Source organism: Nostocoides sp. HKS02 (genome assembly GCF_009707485.1).
Classification (GTDB): domain Bacteria; phylum Actinomycetota; class Actinomycetes; order Actinomycetales; family Dermatophilaceae; genus Pedococcus.
The window spans coordinates 3,123,882-3,144,227 of the sequence record NZ_CP046121.1; the positions used below are offsets into that span (position 1 = coordinate 3,123,882).

General features: G+C 70.6%; 19 protein-coding genes. 12 read left to right on the top strand and 7 right to left on the bottom strand.

Going from position 1 to position 20,346, the window contains the following annotated elements; genetic code table 11:
- Positions 1 to 2: 2 nt before the first annotated feature.
- From GKE56_RS15080 to GKE56_RS15125, 10 genes are all read left to right on the top strand, one after another.
- Positions 3 to 566 (top strand): HAD family hydrolase, encoded by a 564-nt coding sequence (locus GKE56_RS15080; protein WP_230209345.1) that lies wholly within the window; start codon positions 3 to 5, stop codon positions 564 to 566.
- A 9-nt stretch (positions 567 to 575) separates the two neighbouring features.
- Positions 576 to 1,946 carry a pyridoxal-dependent decarboxylase gene (locus GKE56_RS15085; RefSeq protein ID WP_154685243.1) on the top strand — a complete coding sequence of 457 codons (1,371 nt, stop codon included), beginning with the start codon at positions 576 to 578 and terminating at the stop codon, positions 1,944 to 1,946.
- A 156-nt stretch (positions 1,947 to 2,102) separates the two neighbouring features.
- Positions 2,103 to 2,396, top strand: coding sequence for a DUF3263 domain-containing protein (locus GKE56_RS15090; RefSeq protein ID WP_195908157.1), 294 nt, complete (start codon positions 2,103 to 2,105; stop codon positions 2,394 to 2,396).
- A 107-nt stretch (positions 2,397 to 2,503) separates the two neighbouring features.
- Positions 2,504 to 2,959 (top strand): GNAT family N-acetyltransferase, encoded by a 456-nt coding sequence (locus GKE56_RS15095; RefSeq protein ID WP_154685245.1) that lies wholly within the window; start codon positions 2,504 to 2,506, stop codon positions 2,957 to 2,959.
- On the top strand, positions 2,956 to 3,327 hold the full coding sequence (locus GKE56_RS15100) for a VOC family protein (protein WP_154685246.1): 372 nt from the start codon (positions 2,956 to 2,958) through the stop codon (positions 3,325 to 3,327). The genes GKE56_RS15095 and GKE56_RS15100 overlap by 4 nt, the downstream gene beginning before the upstream one ends.
- 1 nt (position 3,328) lies before the next feature.
- Positions 3,329 to 4,387 (top strand): P1 family peptidase, encoded by a 1,059-nt coding sequence (locus GKE56_RS15105; RefSeq protein WP_154685827.1) that lies wholly within the window; start codon positions 3,329 to 3,331, stop codon positions 4,385 to 4,387.
- Between the two features lie 318 nt (positions 4,388 to 4,705).
- Complete coding sequence (gene groL, locus GKE56_RS15110; RefSeq protein ID WP_154685247.1) at positions 4,706 to 6,331, top strand: chaperonin GroEL; 1,626 nt, start codon at positions 4,706 to 4,708, stop codon at positions 6,329 to 6,331.
- A 110-nt stretch (positions 6,332 to 6,441) separates the two neighbouring features.
- Positions 6,442 to 8,139: an alkaline phosphatase D family protein gene (locus GKE56_RS15115; RefSeq protein ID WP_230209007.1), complete on the top strand. Its 1,698-nt coding sequence runs from the start codon at positions 6,442 to 6,444 to the stop codon at positions 8,137 to 8,139.
- Between the two features lie 148 nt (positions 8,140 to 8,287).
- A complete protein-coding gene (locus GKE56_RS15120) occupies positions 8,288 to 9,088 on the top strand; it encodes an ABC transporter ATP-binding protein (protein WP_154685248.1) in 801 nt (266 codons plus the stop codon).
- A gap of 54 nt (positions 9,089 to 9,142) precedes the next feature.
- Positions 9,143 to 11,635: an ABC transporter permease gene (locus tag GKE56_RS15125; protein ID WP_230209008.1), complete on the top strand. Its 2,493-nt coding sequence runs from the start codon at positions 9,143 to 9,145 to the stop codon at positions 11,633 to 11,635.
- A 12-nt stretch (positions 11,636 to 11,647) separates the two neighbouring features.
- Here GKE56_RS15125 and GKE56_RS15130 read toward each other — a convergent pair whose 3' ends face one another.
- Positions 11,648 to 11,938 carry a WXG100 family type VII secretion target gene (locus GKE56_RS15130; protein WP_154685250.1) on the bottom strand — a complete coding sequence of 97 codons (291 nt, stop codon included), beginning with the start codon at positions 11,936 to 11,938 and terminating at the stop codon, positions 11,648 to 11,650.
- A gap of 119 nt (positions 11,939 to 12,057) precedes the next feature.
- On the opposite strand from GKE56_RS15130, the gene GKE56_RS15135 reads away from it, so the two are divergent.
- Both GKE56_RS15135 and GKE56_RS15140 read left to right on the top strand, forming a co-directional pair.
- Entirely contained in the window at positions 12,058 to 12,789 is a 732-nt protein-coding gene (locus tag GKE56_RS15135; RefSeq protein ID WP_154685251.1) for a DUF4031 domain-containing protein, read from the top strand.
- A complete protein-coding gene (locus GKE56_RS15140; RefSeq protein ID WP_230209009.1) occupies positions 12,786 to 13,295 on the top strand; it encodes an NUDIX hydrolase in 510 nt (169 codons plus the stop codon). The genes GKE56_RS15135 and GKE56_RS15140 overlap by 4 nt, the downstream gene beginning before the upstream one ends.
- Positions 13,296 to 13,328: 33 nt before the next feature.
- On the opposite strand, the gene GKE56_RS15145 is transcribed toward GKE56_RS15140, so the two are convergent.
- The 6 genes from GKE56_RS15145 to GKE56_RS15170 form a co-directional block, all read right to left on the bottom strand.
- A complete protein-coding gene (locus GKE56_RS15145; protein ID WP_195908158.1) occupies positions 13,329 to 13,673 on the bottom strand; it encodes a LysR family transcriptional regulator in 345 nt (114 codons plus the stop codon).
- Between the two features lie 186 nt (positions 13,674 to 13,859).
- Entirely contained in the window at positions 13,860 to 14,513 is a 654-nt protein-coding gene (locus tag GKE56_RS15150; protein ID WP_154685253.1) for a metal-dependent phosphohydrolase, read from the bottom strand.
- Positions 14,514 to 14,515: 2 nt separating this feature from the next.
- Entirely contained in the window at positions 14,516 to 16,537 is a 2,022-nt protein-coding gene (locus GKE56_RS15155) for an AAA family ATPase (RefSeq protein ID WP_230209010.1), read from the bottom strand.
- Positions 16,538 to 16,716: 179 nt separating this feature from the next.
- Complete coding sequence (locus GKE56_RS15160) at positions 16,717 to 18,093, bottom strand: S1C family serine protease (protein WP_154685254.1); 1,377 nt, start codon at positions 18,091 to 18,093, stop codon at positions 16,717 to 16,719.
- 49 nt (positions 18,094 to 18,142) lie between these two features.
- Positions 18,143 to 19,600 (bottom strand): cell wall metabolism sensor histidine kinase WalK, encoded by a 1,458-nt coding sequence (locus GKE56_RS15165; RefSeq protein WP_230209011.1) that lies wholly within the window; start codon positions 19,598 to 19,600, stop codon positions 18,143 to 18,145.
- A 3-nt stretch (positions 19,601 to 19,603) separates the two neighbouring features.
- A complete protein-coding gene (locus tag GKE56_RS15170; protein ID WP_154685255.1) occupies positions 19,604 to 20,311 on the bottom strand; it encodes a response regulator transcription factor in 708 nt (235 codons plus the stop codon).
- Positions 20,312 to 20,346: the final 35 nt, after the last annotated feature.

The following is a 20,346-nucleotide window of genomic DNA, read 5'->3' on the forward strand; positions in this document are numbered from 1 at the left end:
CGATCGGCACCCTCGGTGAGCGGGCCGAGGAGCGTGAGGTGCGGTCGTGGATCGGCCGCCCGCTGCAGCCCGTGCTCGAGGAGCGTTACCCGGGGCGCGGAGCCCATCTGACGGACGTCTACCGCGCCTGGAACCTCGCCAACCACGACGACCTCATCCTCGAGGTCGAGGGCATGCCCGCCCTGCTCGACGCGGTGCATGCCGGTGGGGCGCGCACCGGCGTCGTGTCGTCCAAGAAGGCCGAGACCGTCCGCCTCGGGCTGCGCGCCGTCCAGCTCGACACCCGCATCGACGTCATCGCCGGGCAGGAGCACACCGACCGCCACAAGCCCGACCCTGCCCCATTGCTCTACGCCGCGCAGCAGCTCGGCGTCGCGCCCCGCGACTGCGTCTACATCGGCGACGCGGTGGTCGACGTCCAGGCCGCTCGCGCCGCGGGCATGGGAGCGGTCGCCGTGACCTGGGGCGCTGGCGAGACCGCGTCGCTGGAGGCTGCCGAGCCGGATGCGCTGGTCGGCGACGTCGCCGAGCTGCGCGCCATCCTGCTCCCCGGCGAGCGGCCCTAGACTCGCCGCGTGCACGGCTACAGCGACCAGACCCTCGAAGCCCTCGGGGACGCGATCCTCGCCTACTCCGCCGACCGGCTGAAGCTCGATCCGGTCCCGCTCGACGGACCTCGCACCCTCGGCGAGCTCGATGCCGCGGCCGGCGCGACCATCACCACCGACGGCATCGGTGGCCTTGCCGCCCTCAAGCTGTTCGAGGAGGACCTCGCACCGGCGTGCATCTCCACCGACCACCCGCGGTACCTCTCGTTCATCCCGTGCGCCCCCACCGAGGCCGCCGCCATGTTCGACCTGGTCGTGGGCGCGTCCTCCATCTACGGCGGTTCCTGGCTCGAGGGCGCGGGAGCGGTGTATGCCGAGAACCAGGCCCTGCGCTGGATCGCCGACCTCGCCGGTATGCCGCCCGAGGCCGGGGGCGTGTTCGTGCCGGGCGGCACGATCGGCAACCTGTCCGCGCTCGTCGCCGCGCGGCATACGGCTCGGATGCGGGCAGCCCGGGAGGACCGAACAGGCCCGGGCGCGCGTCCCTTCCGCGTCGCGGCCACGCACGGCGCGCACTCCTCGATCCAGTCTGCGTGCGACGTCATGGACGCCGAGCTCGTCGGCGTCGAGGTCGACTCGAAGTCGCGGTTGACGGGCGAGAACCTCCGCGAGGTCCTCGTCGCGCACGGCCCGGAGACGTTCTTCGCCGTGGTCGCGACGAGCGGCACGACCAACTTCGGCATCATCGACGACCTGGCCTCCGTGGCGGAGGTGTGTCGCGAGTTCGGGATCTGGTTCCACGTCGACGGCGCCTATGGCGGGGCGGGTCTGGCTGCGCCCTCGGTGCGCGACCGGTATGCCGGCATCGAGCACTGCGACTCGTTCATCGTCGACCCCCACAAGTGGCTCTTCGCGCCGTTCGACTGCTGCGCGCTGCTCTACCGCGAGCCGGCCCTCGCTCGGGCCGCCCACACCCAGCACGCGTCCTACCTCGACGTGCTCAACGACGCCCCCGACTGGAACCCCACGGACTACTCGGTGGGCCTGACCCGCCGGGCGCGCGGGTTGCCGTTCTGGTTCTCCCTGGCCACGCACGGCACGAAGGCCTACACCGAGGCCGTCGAGCGGACCCTCGAGGTGACCCGGTTCGCCGCCGCCGAGATCGCTCGACGCGACTACCTCGAGGTCGTCCGTGAGCCTGACCTGTCGGTCGTGGTGTTCCGGCGGCTCGGCTGGAGCGCCGGGCAGTACCAGGAGTGGTCGGACCGGCTGCTCGCCGACCAGTTCGCGTTCGTCGTGCCGACCTCCCACGCGGGAGAGACGTTGACCCGGTTCGCCATCGTCAACCCCCGCACCTCGGAGGACGACATCAGCGCGATCCTGGACACGATGGCGTGAGGCGTAAGACCCCTGTTGTGGCCGTTGGGACTGCTGGGACACGACGACTCTGAACACCTCCCTGGCCTTCGGGCAAGGGAATGACAAGCATGTGATTCGGTCCCTATAGTGGAGGCGCAGCACAGGGGGAACAGCCAGCCGAGGGAAGAGTCGAGAGTGAACGTCGCACACGAGCAGGAGCACGTCGGCGCCGCCACGGGGTCGCTCAGCGAGCGCGACCGCGAGATCATCGCCTTCGAGCGCCAGTGGTGGAAGTACGCCGGCGCCAAGGAGCAGGCGATCCGCGAGCTGTTCGACATGAGTGCGACCCGGTACTACCAGGTCCTCAACGGCCTCATCGACTCGCCCGTCGCCCTCGAGGCCGACCCCATGCTGATCAAGCGACTGCGCCGCCTGCGCGCGTCCCGCCAGCGCGCCCGCAGCGCCCGGCGCCTGGGCATCCAGCTCTGAGGCCCACGGGTCATCCGACGCCTGCGTCGAGCTGACGGCGCGGGCGTCGGCACGTCCGGGGTCGACAGTTCTGCACGGGCGAGGCGCCCACGTGCTTGACTTCGGGCGTGGCTGACGCACGGATCAGGATGGCGGGGCCCGACGATGCCCTGATCGTCGCTGCCCTCACCCTGCAGTGCGCCCGCGACCGGGGCGGCAGCGGGGAGCCGGGTTTCCTCGACCGGTTCGCCGGGGCGTGGGCCGCGCAGCACCACGCCCACCCGGTCTGGATCGCCGAGGCTGGAGACCAGCACGCCGGACACCTCCAGGCGGCCGTCATCGACACACTGCCCTGGCCGGGGCGCCCCGCGGGCGCCGGCACGCTCGTGGTCGAGACGTTCTACCTGCGACCCGAGCACCGGGGCCACGGCATCGGTGAACAGCTCGTGAGCGCGGCGATCGAGTGGGCGCGCAGCTCGGGCCTCAGTGGTGTCTCCATGTCCGCGGGCCTGCGGACTCGGCCGATGCTCGAGCGCGTCGGCTTCACGCCTGCGGACGCTGCCATGGAGCTGCGCTGGTCATGAGCAGCGACCTGCGGATCGGATCGATCGTGCTGAACGTCAGCGACGTGGCCCGGGCGATGGCGTTCTGGATGCCCGCGTTGGACTACGAGCCGCGCTACGAGCCGGAGCCGGACTGGGCGATCCTGCAGCCCCGTGGCGAGGTCGGGCCCAACCTGTCCCTCAACCTCGGCGAGACGCGCCCGGCGCCCGCGCCGCACCTCCACCTGGATCTCTATGCCCGTGACCAGGCGCGCGAGGTCGACCGGCTCGTTGGTCTGGGTGCCCGCCGCGTCGACGACTGGCCCTACCCCGCGGAGGCGCACGACTTCGTCGTCCTGGAGGACCCGGACGGCAACCGGTTCTGCGTCATCGATGCCAGTGGTGCCTGAGATGCGGCCCGGGCCGCACAACTCGCTCACCGACGTACCCGGTCTGCTCGTCGGGCACGCCACTCGGCGCGAGCCCGGCTGGCTGACGGGGACGACTGTGGTCGTGGCCCCACCTGAGGGTGCGGTGGGCGGGGTGGACGTCCGCGGAGGCGCTCCCGGCACGCGTGAGACCGACCTGCTCGACCCGCGTAACCTCGTCGACCGGGTCAACGCCGTGGTGCTCACGGGCGGCAGCGCGTTCGGGCTGGCCGCAGCGGACGGGGTGATGCAGGCCCTGTATGCCGCCGGGCTGGGGTGGCCGGTCGGCGAACCCGGGCAGGTGGTCCCAATCGTGCCCGCCGCCGTGGTGTTCGACCTTGGCCGCGGTGGCGACTTCGGCCACGTGCCGACCGCTGCCGACGGCCGTGCAGCCTTCGATGCAGCCGGCGACGGTCCCGTGGAGCAGGGCTGTGTCGGCGCGGGCACCGGCGCGAGAGCCGGGGGTTTCAAAGGCGGGATCGGCTCGGCCAGCGTCGTCCTCGAGGACGGCACCACGGTCGCGGCACTCGTGGTGGTGAACGCCTTCGGCGATGCCTGCGACGTGCGGACCGGTGAGCTGCTCGCCCGGCGCCACGGCCTCGCCGGTGAGTTCGACCAGGTGGGGGTCCCGAGCCCGCCCGAGGCCGAGGCGGCACGCGAACGCGCGCTCGCGGCATACGCCGAGGACCCCGTGCGACCCGGAATGGCGACGGTCATCGGGGTCATCGCCACCGACGCCCCCCTCACCAAGGCGCAGTGCCAGAAGGTGAGTGGGCTGGGCCATGACGGTCTGGCGCGAGCCATCGCACCCGTGCACACCCTGCTGGACGGCGACACGCTCTTCACCCTCGCGGTGGGCGATGGCTCGCCCCTCGACCTGCCGGCCCTGCATGCGGTGATGGTGGCGGCGAGTGAGTGCGTCACCCGCGCCGTCGGGCACGCCATGCTGTCCGCCGAGTCGGTGGACATCGGGGAAGTGCAGCTGCGGTCGTACCGCGACGCCTTTCCGTCGGCATTCGACCCGGCGGCTCCGCCGACCTGACCGAAGCGGCGCCGTGGGCAGCTTCGTCCGTGTCCTGACCCGGACGATCCTGCCCACGGATCGGTATGCCGTTCCGCCAGCCTGCGCCGGCACGTGCGCCGGCGCCATCGAGGGCGCCGCAGTCAGGGGTGGGAGCCGTTTGCACTCTCCCCCCGAGAGTGCCAATAATGGCGTTAGCACTCTCAGCCTGAGAGTGACAATCCTGGCCAGTCAAGGCGAGGTCCGGGGACCACGGCGACGTGAGCCGTGCGAGCCGGTCCGTCCGTCGCGGGCGCCCGCTGGCCGCCGCACACGATTCGCGTGGGAGGAACCACCCGAATGGCCAAGATCATCGCATTCGATGAAGAGGCGCGCCGCGGCCTCGAGCGGGGTATGAACATCCTCGCCGACGCCGTCCGCGTCACCCTCGGTCCGAAGGGCCGCAACGTCGTGCTCGAGAAGAAGTGGGGTGCACCCACGATCACCAACGATGGTGTGTCCATCGCCAAGGAGATCGAGCTCGACGACCCGTACGAGAAGATCGGCGCCGAGCTGGTCAAGGAAGTTGCCAAGAAGACGGACGACGTCGCTGGCGACGGCACGACCACGGCCACCGTTCTCGCCCAGGCCCTCGTCAAGGAGGGTCTGCGCAACGTCGCCGCAGGCGCCAACCCGATGGCCCTCAAGCGGGGCATCGAGAAGGCCGTCGAGGCCGTCTCGGCGCAGCTGCTCGAGATGGCCAAGGATGTCGAGACCAAGGAGCAGATCGCTTCGACCGCCTCGATCTCCGCTGCTGACCCCCAGATCGGCGAGATGATCGCCGAGGCCATGGACAAGGTCGGCAAGGAAGGCGTCATCACCGTCGAGGAGAGCAACACCTTCGGCCTCGAGCTCGAGCTCACCGAGGGCATGCGCTTCGACAAGGGCTACATCAGCCACTACTTCGTGACTGACACCGAGCGCATGGAGGCCGTGCTCGAGGACCCCTACGTCCTCGTCGTGAACTCCAAGATCTCCGGAATCAAGGACCTGCTGCCGCTCCTGGAGAAGGTCATGCAGTCCGGCAAGCCGTTGCTGATCATCGCTGAGGATGTCGACGGCGAGGCCCTGTCGACCCTGGTGGTCAACAAGATCCGTGGCACCTTCAAGTCGGTCGCCGTCAAGGCTCCCGGCTTCGGTGACCGTCGCAAGGCCATGCTGGCCGACATCGCCATCCTCACCGGTGGCCAGGTCATCTCCGAGGAGGTCGGCCTCAAGCTCGACACCGCGGAGCTCGACCTGCTCGGCCGCGCCCGCAAGGTCGTCGTCACCAAGGACGAGACGACCATCGTCGAGGGTGCCGGCGACGCCGACCAGATCCAGGGTCGCGTCAACCAGATCCGCGCCGAGATCGACAAGTCGGACAGTGACTACGACCGCGAGAAGCTGCAGGAGCGCCTGGCCAAGCTGGCCGGCGGCGTTGCAGTCATCAAGGCCGGTGCCGCGACCGAGGTCGAGCTCAAGGAGCGCAAGCACCGCATCGAGGATGCCGTGCGCAACGCCAAGGCTGCCATCGAGGAGGGCATCGTCGCCGGTGGTGGCGTCGCCCTGCTGCAGGCCACCAAGGCCGCGTTCGAGAAGCTCGAGCTCGATGGTGACGAGGCCACCGGTGCGAACATCGTTCGCGTCGCCGCCTCGGCTCCGCTCAAGCAGATCGCGATCAACGCCGGCCTCGAGGGTGGCGTCGTGGCGGAGAAGGTCAGCACGCTCGATGCAGGTTGGGGCCTCAACGCCGCGACCGGCGAGTACGTCGACCTCATCGCTGCGGGCATCATCGACCCGGCGAAGGTGACGCGTTCCGCGCTGCAGAACGCCGCGTCGATCGCCGCGCTGTTCCTCACCACCGAGGCCGTCATCGCCGACAAGCCCGAGAAGGCTGCTCCGATGGCTCCCGGTGGCGACGAGATGGGTGGCATGGGTTTCTGACGAAACCCGCGCAACCGGCATACGCCACAGCTGAGGGCGGCTCACCGAAAGGTGGGCCGCCCTCGGTCGTTCGGCGTCGGGCTCGGTCGTCCGCCGTGTAGAACTGAGCAGTGGCAGGTCACGACGCGCACGGCTCCCTGGTCCTCGGACCGTTGCTCCGCTATGTCGACGAGACGTCGGCGACCATCTGGGTTCAGGCGGCCCATGCCGCCACCGTGCGCGTGCGCGCGTTCGGCCGGTCCTGGGAGTCGCGGACCTTCACCGTGCACGGCCACCACTACGCCCTGGTCGTCCTCGACGGCCTCGAGCCCGGGACCACGAGCGACTACGCGGTCGAGATCGACGACGCCACGGTCTGGCCCGAGCCTGAGCCGCAGTTCGACGGCCTGCCGCCGAGCCGGATCCGCACGCTGCGCTCCGAGGAGCCGACCCGGATGGCGTTCGGGTCGTGCCGCACGAGTGTGTCCCACGACGCCGCGGGGATCGAGAGCCACGGGGTCGACGCCCTGCGCGCCTACGCCTACCACCTGAGCCGACCGGAGACCGGGGCGCCGGAGTGGCCGCACCTCGTCGCGTTCCTGGGGGACCAGGTGTACGCCGACGAGACGTCCGAGGAGATGCGCGCCTACATCGCGTCGCGGCGCAGCCTCGACGAGCCGCCGTATGCCGAGCTCAAGGACTTTCGCGAGTACGCGCACCTCTACCGGCTGGCGTGGTCCGACCCGCTGAACCGGTGGCTGCTCTCGACGCTGCCGAGCGTCATGATCTTCGACGACCACGACATCCGCGACGACTGGAACACCTCGATCGACTGGCTCCACGAGATCCGAGCCACCCCGTGGTGGCACGAGCGCATCGTGGGGGGTCTCGCGTCCTACTGGGTCTACCAGCACGCGGGCAACCTCTCGCCACAGGACCTCGCGGAGGACGAGGTCTGGCAGCACCTCCAGTCCCGGCTCGCCGCAGAGCCCGAGCGCGAGCCGGACCTCACCGAGTACCTCGACACCTTCGCTGCACGGGCGGACGCCCACCCGGACAGCTACCGCTGGAGCTACGCGCGTGACCTGGGTGAGTCGCGGCTGGTCGTCATCGACTCGCGGGCCTCGCGGGTGCTGACCCCCGACCGCCGCTCGATGCTCGACGACGCCGAGCTGGCGTGGCTCGACGACCACCTGCGGGGCGGCTTCGACCACCTGCTCGTAGCCACTTCGCTGCCGTTCCTCATCGCCCCCGGCATCCACGACCTCGAAGCGATCGACGAGGCGATGGCCGAGGGCGCGTGGGGGCGTGCGGTGGGGAGCCTCGGGGAACGGATGCGCAGGGCCCTCGACCTCGAGCACTGGGCGGCGTTCCAGGACGGTTTCCTGCAGGTGCTCGACCTGGTCGTCGAGGTGGCCACCGGGACGCGCGGTCCCGCGCCCGGAACCATCACCTTCCTGTCAGGCGACGTCCACAACTCCTACGTGACCAGCCTCGACCCGGGCAGCCTGCCCGGCGGCAGCAGCCGAGTCCTGCAGGCGGTGTGCTCGCCGATCCGCAACCCACTGCCGCGGACGGCACGGGTAGCCCAGGCCGTGTCGGCTCGCTGGCTCGCGCGGCCGCTGCGGAGCCTGGCGCGCCGCTCGACCAAGGTGCCCGTCCCGGCATACCCCTGGTCGGTGGTCGAGGGCCCGTGGTTCGAGAACACGCTCGCGACGGTCGAGATCCGCGGTCGCGGGCTGGTGATTCGCTGGGACGCCGGGCAGGTCCGCGGGGAGCAGTACGACGCTCCAACCCTCGAGCAGGTTGCCCGCGTCGTCGTCAGCTGAGCCCCGATCGTGCGATCCGGGTCGCCGTTTCCTGGGCACATTGGGGGGTTCACTCAGGGTCAGTTCAGGGTCGATCCTGAAGGCGTCAGAGGGGGGCGGATCCCTAGGTTGAGCAGAAGGAAGTTCCACCATGAGCCGGGAGCCCGAGATGACCGCAACCCCTGTGACCCGAGTCGATCCGTCCGACCCACGACCCGGTCAGCCAGCCATCGCAGCTCGGGTCATCGGCCTGACCAAGGTCTACGGCAAGGGCGAGACGCAGGTGCGGGCCCTCGACGGCGTGAGCCTCGACATCGCCCGCGGTGAGTTCACCGCGGTCATGGGACCGTCGGGCTCGGGCAAGTCGACGATGATGCACTGCGCGGCCGGTCTCGACGCGGCGACAAGCGGCCAGGTGCTGATCGGGGACGTCGACCTCACCGCGTTGAAGGACAAGGCCTTGACGACGTTGCGCCGCGACCGGCTCGGGTTCGTCTTCCAGTCGTTCAACCTCATCCCGACCCTCAACGCCCGCGAGAACATCGTGCTTCCCCTCGCCATCGCCGGGCGCGAGCCTGACCCGGAGTGGTTCGACCTCGTCATCGACACGGTCGGCCTGCGCGACCGCCTGACCCACCGGCCGAGCGAGCTGTCCGGTGGCCAGCAGCAGCGCGTGGCATGTGCGCGGGCCCTCGTGACCCGGCCCGAGATCGTCTTCGCCGACGAGCCGACCGGCAACCTCGACTCGACCTCGGGCGCGGAGGTGCTGGGCTTCCTGCGCCGCAGCGTCGACGAGTTCGGGCAGACCGTCGTGATGGTCACGCACGACCCGGTGGCGGCCTCCCACACCGACCGGGTGGTCTTCCTCGCCGACGGCCGAGTCGTCGACGAGATGCGCGAGCCGACCGCCGAGCGGATCCTCGAGCGAATGGCCGAGGTCTCCGCCCGCCCGCGCCAGGCGCGGGGCTGAGCCATGCTCCGGGCGAGCTGGCAGAGCCTTCTCGGTCGCAAGCTGCGGCTGCTCATGAGCGCGTTCGCGATCATCCTCGGCGTGTCCTTCGTCTCCGGCTCGCTGATCTTCACCGACACCCTCGGCAAGGCGTTCAGCGGCATCGTCGACACCGTGGGTGACGTCGTCGTACGCCCCCAGACCGCACGCAGCGACTTCGACACGTCCCGCACCGCCGCCACCGTGCCCGGCTCCCTGGTGCGGTCGCTCGCGACGGTCCCGGGCGCAGCGCGCGCCGACGGCAACGTCTCCGACCCCACCACCTTCGTCGTGTCCAAGTCGGGCAAGCTGATCGGCGGCCAGGGCGCGCCCGGACTGGGGATCTCGTACAACGACGCGCCGACCGCCGCGGGTGACCCGCCCGCCACGATCGCCCAGGGCCGCTGGCCGGTGCGCGCCGGTGAGGTGGTGCTCGACGTGCTCACCGCCGAGCGGGCGGCATACCGGGTCGGGGACACGGTCACGCTCGCGACCAGCGGAGCCGACCCGATCGTGCGGGCCACCCTGGTCGGCACGGCCCAGTTCAAGTCCGGGGGACTGGTCGGCGCCACGCTCGCCTTCTTCGACACCCGCACCGCGCAGCAGTTGTTCCTGGGCGGCAAGGACGCCTACAGCGACGCGTGGGTGACGGCCGCACCGGGCACCAGCCAGACCGACCTCGCGAAGGCCGTCCAGGCGCGGCTGCCCCGGGGCTTCGAGGCGATTACCGGTGAGGCGGCAGCCAAGGAGTCGCAGAACAGCATCAACAAGGCGTTGTCGTTCATCAGCACCTTCCTGCTGATCTTCGCCGGGATCGCCCTGTTCGTCGGGTCTTTCCTGATCATCAACACGTTCTCGATCCTGGTGGCCCAGCGCAGCCGCGAGCTGGCGCTGTTCCGCGCCCTCGGGGCCACCCGGCGGCAGGTCACCCGGTCGGTGCTCTTCGAGGCGTTCGTCGTCGGCCTGGTGGGCTCGACGCTGGGCCTGGGTCTGGGGTTCCTGCTCGCGCTGGGGATCAAGGCGCTGTTCGCGACGTTCGGGCTGGACCTGAGCGGGTCACCGCTGGTCTTCCAGTGGCCGACGGCCTTCTGGTCGTATGCCGTGGGGCTGGTCGTGACGATGGTGGCGGCATACCTGCCTGCGCGCCGGGCCGGCAAGATGCCACCGGTGGCGGCCATGCGGGACGACGTCGCCCTACCGGAGTCGGCGCTGCGGTGGCGGCTGCTGGTGGGTGGGGTGCTGATGGCTGGCGGGGTGGTGAGCGCCTACCTGGGCTCGTTCACGACGATCGACAACTCGGCCTACTACGTCGGTGCCGGGGTGTTCGGTCTCCTGCTCGGCGTCGCCCTGACCAGCCCCGTGATCGGTCGGCCGGTGATCGCGCTGTGCGGGGTGGTCTACCGCAGGGTGTTCGCCGCGGTCGGTGTCATGGCCGAGCAGAACGCCGTGCGCAACCCACGACGGACTGCCGCCACCGCCTCAGCGCTGATGATCGGGCTGACCCTGGTGTCGATGATGTCCGTCTTCGGCGCATCGGCCAAGGCCAGCGTCGACAAGTCGATCAGGGACAACTTCGTCGCTGACTACGTCGTCTCGAACGCCATCGGTCAGCCGTTCTCGACGAAGGTCACCAGCGAGGTCGCGGCGGTGCCGGGAGTGCGCACCGCCACGCCGCTGCGGTCGTTGAGCATCACCATCGGCCAGGACCGCTCCTTCGGCGCGGCGATCGACCCCGCGACCTTCGCGACGGCAGTGCCGATCGAGATCCTGTCCGGATCACTCGCCGACCTGGGCAGGAACGGCCTGCTGCTCGACGACAAGGAGGCCCGCAAGACCCATCTGAGCGTCGGCTCGACCGTCCAGGCCACCGTGGCCGGCCAGAAGTCGACCTACCGCGTCGCGGCGGTGTACCGCTCGATGGAAGCGATGCAGGTGCCCGTGCTCATCTCGCTGGCCGCGGCTGACGCGGCCGGTGTGCCGGAGCAGGACAGCATGGCCTTCGTCCTGCGTGAGCCCGGCGCCGACACCAAGGCCGTGCAGGCCGGCATCGAGAAGGTCATCGCCGACCTGCCGACCGTCACCCTGAAGGACCAGAACGCCTTCGCCGCCGAACAACGCAAGCCGATCGACCAGTTGCTGTACATGATCTACGCGCTGCTCGGCCTGGCCGTCGTGATCGCGGTGCTGGGCATCGTGAACACCCTGGCCCTGTCGGTCATCGAGCGCACCCGCGAGATCGGACTGCTGCGCGCGGTCGGCCTGAGCCGGCGACAGTTGCGCACCATGCTCCGGCTGGAGTCCGTGGCGATCGCGCTGCTCGGAGCGGTGCTCGGGGTGGCCCTCGGCCTCGGCGCCGGCTGGGCGCTGCAACGCAGCCTGGCCGACGACGGGATCGACGTCCTCGCGATCCCGGGCGCGCAGCTCGCGGTCTTCGTGGTGCTCGCCGGTCTCGTCGGGGTGCTCGCCGCCTTGTGGCCAGGTCGGCGCGCAGCGCGTCTCGACGTGCTCAAGGCGATCACCACGGAGTAGCGGCCGCCGTGGTCAGCTGAACATGCGCAGCGTCTGGGCCTCGGTCTCGGCGTAGTGCGCCCCGGCCGCCGCGAGGACCGAGCCGATCGAGTCGAGCGAGGCACGCACCTGGCGTTGAGTGCCCTGCCACTCGCCCACCAGGGTCTGGAAACGGGCCGACGCGGTGCCGGTCCACGCGTCCTGAAGACCCTGCAGCCGGCCGAGCATGGCCGAGACCTGACTGTCGATCTCGCCGGAGATGCGGGCGATGTCTGCGGAAGCGGCGCTGATGCGGCCGGTGTCGACCTGGAACTGCGCTGACATGGATGGCTCCTCTCGGGTGGCGGCCGTGCTGGCGCGCGTGTGCCTCGACGGTAGGCGACCCCCGGCCCGGGACGTGGAGGTTATCCACAGGCCCGGGCCGAGGCAGTAGCGTCGGACGGGTGACGATCTGGATCGACCCCCCTGCGTGGCCGGCGCACGGCCGGTTGTGGTCGCACCTCATCAGCGACGAGTCGTATGCCGAGCTGCACGACTTCGCTGCGGCACAAGGGATTCCGCCTCGAGGCTTTGAGGGCGACCACTACGACGTGCCCGAGGAGCGCCATGCCGCGCTGGTGGCGGCGGGCGCCCGGTCGGTCGGGGGACGCGAGCTCGCCCGCATCCTTCGCGACAGCGGGCTACGGATCCAGAAGCGCACGCGAGAGCGGGTGATCCGCTCGGTGCCGGACGCGCCCTGGCTGCCGCCGGGCTCGAGGGTCGACGTGATCGCATCGCGCCACGAGGCCGTGCCCGCCAACACGGTCGTGGTGCGGCTCGCGTTGGTCCGCGGCGAGAACCTGCTGGCCGTGGCGGGACCTGACGGCGGCCTGGACCTGCCCTCGAGGCCGGTTGGAGACACCGGCGCGGCCGACGCGGTGGAGGAGCTGCGCCACTCGATCCTCGGTGCGTCCCGTGACGCCGCACCGCAGCTGCTCGGGTATGTCCGCAACACCGTGCCCAAGGCCGGTCCGGAGTATCCATGGCCGACTCCGCAGGCCTGCTTTGCGGTGTTCGTCGAACGAGATGTCCTCGAGGAGGCGGTGGACGGCAGGTGGCTGGACGCCGATGGTGCGCGAGCGGCGCTGTCGGGTCGGCACTGGTGGCCGCTGTTGCTCGACGGGGACCATCGGTGACCGAACTGCTCGCCCGGGTCGAGGCGGTCGAGTTCGCCGACGGGTCGGTGGCTCACGTCGAGCTGTGGCTCTCTGAGCGGCCCCTCGACGACGAGTCGGTTTTCGCAGCGATGGTCGTCGTCAGCGACGCGGTGGGGAAGTTCATCGCGGTCTACAGCCCGCGGCGCGCGGAGTGGGGCTCGCCGGGGGGATGGCGCGAGCCCGGGGAGTCGGTGGTCGGGTGCGCCCTGCGCGAGCTGGCAGAGGAGACCGGGGTGCAGCTGCGGCCGAGCGACCTGAGGGCGGTGGGGTTCGAGAGGTTCGAGCCGGTCTCGAGTGGTCGATGGCCCGAGCGGGGCGGCAGCATGCAGCTCTTTCGGGCGACGATCGCCCAGGAGGGAACGGACCTGCACGCCTCGGAACCTGACGCGGTGGCTCCCGCCTGGGTCAGTCCCGAGCAGTTCGCCGCCTTGTCCGGTTCACGGTTCTGGTGGCCGCTGGTCGCCCATGCCATGCAGTCCGGGTGAGGGGTCCAGGGTGGCCGGGCGCGTTGGTGTCGATCAGTCGCGGGGCTCGTTGCGGTCCGGGGAGTTGCGGTCCGGGGAGTTGCGATCCTGGGCGTTGCGTTCCTGGGCGTTGCGTGCTGCCAGTCGCAGGTCGCGGAACTCGGCGATGGCCTGGTTGACGTCGCGCATCATGGCCACGGTCATCCGCGCATAAGGCAGCAGCATCTGCCCCTCGCGCGTGAGCGTCATGCCGTTGCCGCGACGACGGAACAGGACGCAGCCGAGCTCGCGCTCGAGGGTCTGGATCCGGTGACTCAGCCCGGGCTGGGAGTACCCGAGCTGCTCGGCCGCGGAGGAGACCGAGCCTGCCTCGGCGACCGCCAGGAAGGCCTTCAACAAGTGCAGATCCAATGCGTCCCCCGGACTGTGTGGTTTTGTCCCGCCCCAACAAAACAGCCGACCCGACGAGATGCAACGAGCTATGCGAACCTTGAATATCTGCTTGACTACCGACACTGATGTGTGGTTAGCGAAATGCTGTGGATAGCGACTGCGTAATCGAGACAATCACGCGTCAATCACGCCTTATCGGGCGGTGAGCACGTCCAGCTCGTCGGTGACGTTGGCTCGAGCCCGCTCTTCCCACCGTTCGCGCGCTGTGCCCGTTGCATAGATCGAGGTGCGCTCCAGGAACGGTCGCAGGATCGCCGCACGGCCGGCCCGAAAGGCCTCGTCGGGCACGGCGGCATACTCCTCGCGCACCTGTGCGGTGTACTCGGCGTACCGGTCAGGGGGCGCCGACAGGATCCAGAGGTCGGCGTCGTGGAACGCCGCGGCGGGGCCGCCGCGCGTCAGGGCATGGGACTGGGTCGCCAGGACCAGGGCGCGCACGGCCGCCACGTCCCCGGGCCGCACGCCCAGCCCGGCCAGGTCGCGGCTGGCGAGCTCGGCGCTGAGCAGCTCGTTCTCGCCGCCCGTCGCGCGCGGGTCGTAGACCGCATCGTGGAACCAGCCGGCCAGCCGGGTGATGGCGCCCTGAGCCGCGGTGATCTCGCCAGCCTGTTCGAGGTCCTCCAGCGCCCAGAACACCTCAACCAGGTGCCGGGTCGTGTGGTACCGGCGGTGTGGTTCTTCGAGCCGGCGCAGGAGGTCGGCGCCGATGGCCCTGGCGGCATCCGGACGCGCGCCGGGAGCCAGCTCGGCGATGTCGAGGGTCCACCATGTCACGAGGGCGGCCACGCTCAGAGTGTGACAGTCCTGGCCAGGTCGGCGGGCAGCGGCTCGGCGTGGACCACGGTCAGGGCGGACACGGCACGGGTCAGCACGACGTAGAGCCGCCGCAGACCGGTGCGCTCGTCGGGTTCGGCCCTGGCGATGGCCGCAGGCTCCACCACGACGACACGGTCGAACTCGAGTCCCTTGGCGACCGTGGCCGGGACCACGTCGACCTGGTGGTCGATGTCGCCGTGGTCCTGCCCGAGGACACCGTGTTCGATGCCCGTGGACGCCAGGGCGTCCGACACCGCGCCGACCAGGGCGTCGGGCGCGATGACGCCGATGGAACCGGGCTCGGCCAGCTCGTCGCGGACGTGCCGGGCTGTGGCCGTCAGGAGCTCGGCAGCGTCGACGGCGACCACCTCGAGGCGACCGGGGTTGTCACGCACCGAGACCGGCGCACCCAGCCCGGGCGCGATGCGAGGCAGCAGCTGCGCGGCGTACTCGATGACGCTCGCCGGCACCCGGAAGCCACGGTCCAGCACCTCGACGTGGCTGCCCGGCTTGCCCAGGTGGGCGAGCGAGGCCTCCCACGAGTCAGTGGCCCACGGGGTGGTCCCCTGGGCGATGTCGCCCAGCACCGTGGCTGCGCCCGTAGAACACCTGCGCCCGACGGCCCGCAGCTGCATGGGGGACAGGTCCTGCGCCTCGTCGAGCACCACATGACCCAGCGACGGCGTACGCGTGATGTGGTCACCCAGCTCATCGAGGAGCACGGCATCGGCGCGCGACCATCGCGCCGCACCCTTGCTGCGCGGCGCCGTACTCCACAACAGGGCCTTCTGCTCGGCGTCGGTGAGGACGTCCTTCGCGTGGCGACCGAGCTCCTCCGGCTCGGACAGCAGGGAGAACAGGACCGCCTTCGCGTCCAGTGCGGGCCACAGCGACTGGGCGTACCGCTTCACGACGGCAGAGCGGGCAATCTGGTCCTGCACGCGATCGTCCGGTGAGTCCCCGGCGCGTTCCATCTGCAGCAGGACGGAGTGCGCGAGCCGTTGCGGCAGCATCTGGCGTGCGGCGTCGTAGCGAACCCCTCGCGTCTTGAGCTCGTCGAGCACCTCGTTCACCTCGTAGGCCGGCACGCGCCACTTCCGCACGCCGCGCGGCACCACGAGCGGTTCGGTGGCGGGGCGCACCGCCGACCACACGGCATACCGCAGGACGTCGGCGAGCCGGGCGTCACCCTTGAGCACCGCGGTCTCGGTCGAGTCCTCGCCGCGGACGGCCACCGACGCGACGAGCTCCTCGATCGTCGTGTGGCCGACGGCGACCTCGCCGAGAGCTGGCAGCACGGCCCCGATGTGCTCGAGGAAGGCACGGTTGGGGCCGATCACCAGCACCCCGGAACGCGCCAGCCGGTCGCGGAACGCATAGAGCAGCCACGCCGCCCGGTGCAGGCCGACGGCGGTCTTGCCGGTGCCGGGTGCGCCTTGGACGCAGATGGTCTGCTCGGCGCCGGCCCGGACGATCTGGTCCTGTTCCGGCTGGATGGTGGCGACGATGTCGCGCATGGGACCGACGCGGGGCCGCTCGATCTCCTCCGCCAGGATCTGGCTGTGGACCTCGTGCTCGGCACGGTCCTGGAGGTGCTCGTCCTCGTAGGCGGTGAGTGCTCCCCGGTCGAGGCCGAACCGGCGCCGCAGCACCACCCCCATCGGCTCGGTGCGCGACGCGCGGTAGAAGGCGGTGGACATCTGGGCCCGCCAGTCGATGACCAGCGGGTCCCCGCTCGCGTCGGCCACGTGCCGGCGGCCGATGTACCAGCGCTCGGCCGAGTCGGTGTCGATCCGACCGAAGAACAACGTCGTGGACGGGTCGTCCTGCAGGGAGGCGGCCCGAAGGTGCAGGGTCCGGGCGAGGTGCTCGGCCGAGATCGGGTCGTGGGCCTGGATCTTCAGGGAGAGGGTCTGCTCCCGCATCCGCGCCAGCTCCGCCCGAGCCTGACGGAGGTAGTCCTGCTCTCGCTCGAGCTCGGGGGCAGCAGACACAAGGGTCCACCTTGCCAGTCCCGGGGCCCGCCGTCGAACGCATAAAGCGACGGTGGGTCCACCGGAGAAGGGGCATCCCGGGGACCCACCGTCTGCACCGCCGTCCGCACGTCGGCGGTGGCCGTCGGGCGGGCGAGGGGTCTGCTCGTCCGACGGACGTCGTGTGGTGCGTCAGTCCGTCACTGGGTGGTGGCGGACTTGGCGACCAGCGTGGTGGTCAGAGTGAGTTGCTTGCCCGCGCGCAGCACGGTGAGGGTGACCTTGTCGCCGACGGAGAGCTCGCGGACGTTCGCGACGAGGGCGAGCGAGGAGTCGACCGAGTTGCTGTTGACTCCGATGACGACGTCGCCCTTGCGCAGTCCGGCGTTGGCCGCGGGGGTGCCGGCGGAGACGCTCGTGACCTCGGCACCGGCGCGCTGGCTGGAGCCGTCGGAGGCCGTGCCGTCCTGCAGCGTGACGCCGAGGAAGGCGTGCTCGGCACTGCCCTTGGCGATGAGCTGGGCCGCGATGCTCTTGGCCTCGTTGACCGGGATCGCGAAGCCGATGCCGATGCTGCCGCTCTGCCCCGAGCCGGACGAGCCCAGCGACGCGATCGAGGAGTTGATGCCCACGAGCTGGCCGCTGGCATTGACCAGGGCGCCACCGGAGTTGCCCGGGTTGATCGCCGCAGACGTCTGGATGGCGTTGGTCACCACCTGCCCCGAGTCACTGCTCGTGCCGCTGCCGGGGGCGAACGGGTTCTGGCCCTGCGGGGTGTCCGCCTGCGTCGTGACCGGGCGGTTCAGGGCGCTGACGATGCCCGTGGTCACCGTGCCGGCGAGTCCGAGCGGGTTGCCGATGGCCATGACCGGGTCGCCCACCTTGAGGTCCTCGGAGTTGCCGAGGGCGACCGGCCTGACGTCGGACGGCGGGTTGGTCAGCGTGATGACGGCCAGGTCGGTGCTCGGGTCGGTGCCAGCCACGGTGGCCTTGTAGGTGCGCCCGTCCTTGAGCGTGACCGTGATGGTCGCGCCCTGGCCGACGCCGCTGACCACGTGGTTGTTGGTGAGCACATGGCCCTTGCGGTCGATGACGACGCCCGAGCCCTGGGCGGACGCCTGACCCGAGTCGACCGTGATCGACACGACGCTGGGCGCCACGGCAGCCGCGGTCGCGGTCCAGTTCGGGGTGTTCGCGTTGGCCTGGACCACCGGCCCGGCGTCCGTGCCGCGACCCAGCGTGGACGAGCTCGCAGCGGAGGAGGTCTGCGAGGTGTCCAGCTGGGTCACGGCATAGGTGCCGCCACTGGCCAGCAGGGCGGCAAGCGCCGCGACGGCGGTGAGTTCCGTCCATCGACGCCGATTGGCCGGCTGGGCAGGCTCTGCCCCGTCCCGAGTGGGAAAGGAGGGGGGCGGCCCAGCCGGTGGCTGGAAGACCGGCGGGTATGCCGGCGGCTCACCCGAGGGCGCGCCGCCGAAGGCCGCGTGCTCCTGGGAAAGTTCCTGGGTGTGGCCGAACCAGACTGGTGTGGTGGGCTCGCCCTGCGGGGACTGGGTGTCCTGGTGTGTCTGAGTCATGGGGATGCTCCTCGGTCTGGCTTGGTGACCACAGTCAAGCCACCCAACGTCAAGAAGTTCTGGGGTCCACCTGAGAGTTACCTGTGGGCAGCTGCAGGAGGAACGTGGCGCCGCCGCCAGGAGTCGGGGCGACCCCGATGCGACCGTGGTGCGCGGAGACGATGGCTGCGGCGATGGCCAGGCCGAGGCCGTTGCCTCCGCCCTGGCCGCGGACGCGGGACGGGTCGGCCCGGTAGAACCGCTCGAACACCTTGCGCGCCTTGTCGGGGTCGACCCCCGGCCCGTGGTCGCGCAGCTCCAGTGCGGCCGTCGCGCCGGAGTCCCTCGTGCCCACGGCGACCTCGATCGGGGACCGCGGCGGAGTGTGGTTGAGGGCGTTGGACATGAGGTTCGCCACCACCTGGCGCAGCTTGGCCTCGTCGCCGGCGGCAACCGTCGGGCCGAGCGGGCCGTCGAGCCCGACCACCGAGATGGAACGGTCCGGTGCGATGGCGCGCGCATCCTGCGCTGCGTCGGCCGCGAGAACGGTCAGGTCGACCTGACCGAACTGCAGCGGGCGCTGGTCGTCAATGCGCGCCAGCACGAGCAGGTCTTCGACCAGGCCACCCATGCGGGTGGCCTCACCCTCGATGCGGGACATCGCGCTGGCCACGTCGGAGGGCTCACGCACCGCGCCCTGGCGGTACAGCTCGGCATACCCGCGCACTGCGGCGAGCGGAGTCCGGAGCTCGTGCGAGGCATCGGCGACGAACTGGCGCATCCGGTCCTCGGAGGCCTCTCGGGCGGCGAAGGACTGCTCGATCTGGGCCAGCATGACGTTGAGCGACCGGGACAGGGAGGTGACCTCGTCCTTGGCGGTCCGGGTCGGGATGCGCCTGGTCAGGTCGCCGTCGGCGATGGCGGCGGCGGTGTCCTCGATCTGTCGGAGGGGTCGGAAGGCGCGGTGCACGGCATACCACCCGACGCCTGCGCAGACCAGGAGGACGCTCACGCCGATGAGCAGCTCGACCAGCACCAGCCGGCCGACCGTGCGGTCGACGCTGGACAGCGGGACGGCCACGATGAAGGTGGCCGAGAAGTCCCTGGTCCGGCCGGCGATCGCCCGCCACGAGTTGCCGCCGCCGGAGCCGATGGTGAACGGTGCACCCGAGCGGACGTGCGCGCTCGTGAGCGGGAGCTTGGCGGGTAGGTCGGGACGAAGCTGCTCGCTGGTGGGGTCGAGCTCGAGCGGGTTCGCCCCGTCAGCTGGGTAGAAGACGACCGCGTACCCACTGGGCAGGCGGGCGGCGCCCTGCTGGCGCACCAGGGTGTCGAGAGCTTGTTGGGCGACGCTCGGCCAGGCCCGCTGCAGGTCCTGGTCGACGCGAGTGGTCAGGTCGCGGCGCATGAGGACCGCGGTCGCCGACGCGGTCAGCGTCAGTGCGGCCAGCAGCAGGACGACCATGATCGCAATGAGCCGCAGGCGCAGGGGGAGCGCTTCGAGGCGTCGCGTGACCGCGGTCGTCACGGCTCAGGCCTCCGGTGGTCGACGCAGGACGTACCCCACCCCACGCTTGGTGTGGATCAGGGGCGGCACGCCGTCGACGTCGATCTTGCGGCGCAGGTAGGAGATGTACGACTCCACGATGCCGCTCTCGCCCCGGAAGTCGTAGTCCCACACGTGGTCGAGGATCTGCGCCTTCGACAGGACGCGGTTGGGGTTGAGCATGAGGTAGCGCAGCAGCTTGAACTCCGTCGGCGAGACGTCGATCGTGCGCCCCGCCCGCATCACCTCGTGGGAGTCCTCGTCGAGCTCGAGGTCCTCGAACCGCAAGGCGGCGCTGTCGTCGATCTCGCCACGGGTTCGGCGCAGCACCGCGCGGATCCGGGCGACCACCTCTTCGAGGCTGAACGGCTTGGTGACGTAGTCGTCGCCACCGACCGTGAGCCCCTTGATCTTGTCGTCGATGGAGTCGCGCGCCGTGACGAAGACGATGGGCAGTCGGCGACCGGTGTCGCGCAGCTTGCGGGTGACCGTGAACCCGTCCATGTCGGGGAGCATGACGTCGAGCACCACGAGGTCGAGCTCGTGGCTGTTGGCCAGGTGCAGCGCGGTGGCGCCGTCACCCGCGATGTGCACCTCGAAACCGGCGAAGCGCAACGAGGTGGCGAGCAGCTCACGGATGTTGGGCTCGTCCTCGACGACGAGGAGGCGGGCCTCTGGTTGGGCAGTGGTCACGCCGCCAGTCTCGGGCCTGATGCTGAGAGTTCGCT

Bases quoted from the DNA above. Each gene is read 5' to 3' on its own strand.
- GKE56_RS15100 (WP_154685246.1), top strand. From the start codon at position 2,956: ATGAGCAGCGACCTGCGGATCGGATCGATCGTGCTGAACGTCAGCGAC.
- GKE56_RS15105 (WP_154685827.1), top strand. From the start codon at position 3,329: ATGCGGCCCGGGCCGCACAACTCGCTCACCGACGTACCCGGTCTGCTC.
- groL (WP_154685247.1), top strand. From the start codon at position 4,706: ATGGCCAAGATCATCGCATTCGATGAAGAGGCGCGCCGCGGCCTCGAG.
- GKE56_RS15120 (WP_154685248.1), top strand. From the start codon at position 8,288: ATGACCGCAACCCCTGTGACCCGAGTCGATCCGTCCGACCCACGACCC.
- GKE56_RS15125 (WP_230209008.1), top strand. From the start codon at position 9,143: ATGAGCGCGTTCGCGATCATCCTCGGCGTGTCCTTCGTCTCCGGCTCG.
- GKE56_RS15130 (WP_154685250.1), bottom strand. From the start codon at position 11,938: ATGTCAGCGCAGTTCCAGGTCGACACCGGCCGCATCAGCGCCGCTTCC.
- GKE56_RS15160 (WP_154685254.1), bottom strand. From the start codon at position 18,093: ATGACTCAGACACACCAGGACACCCAGTCCCCGCAGGGCGAGCCCACC.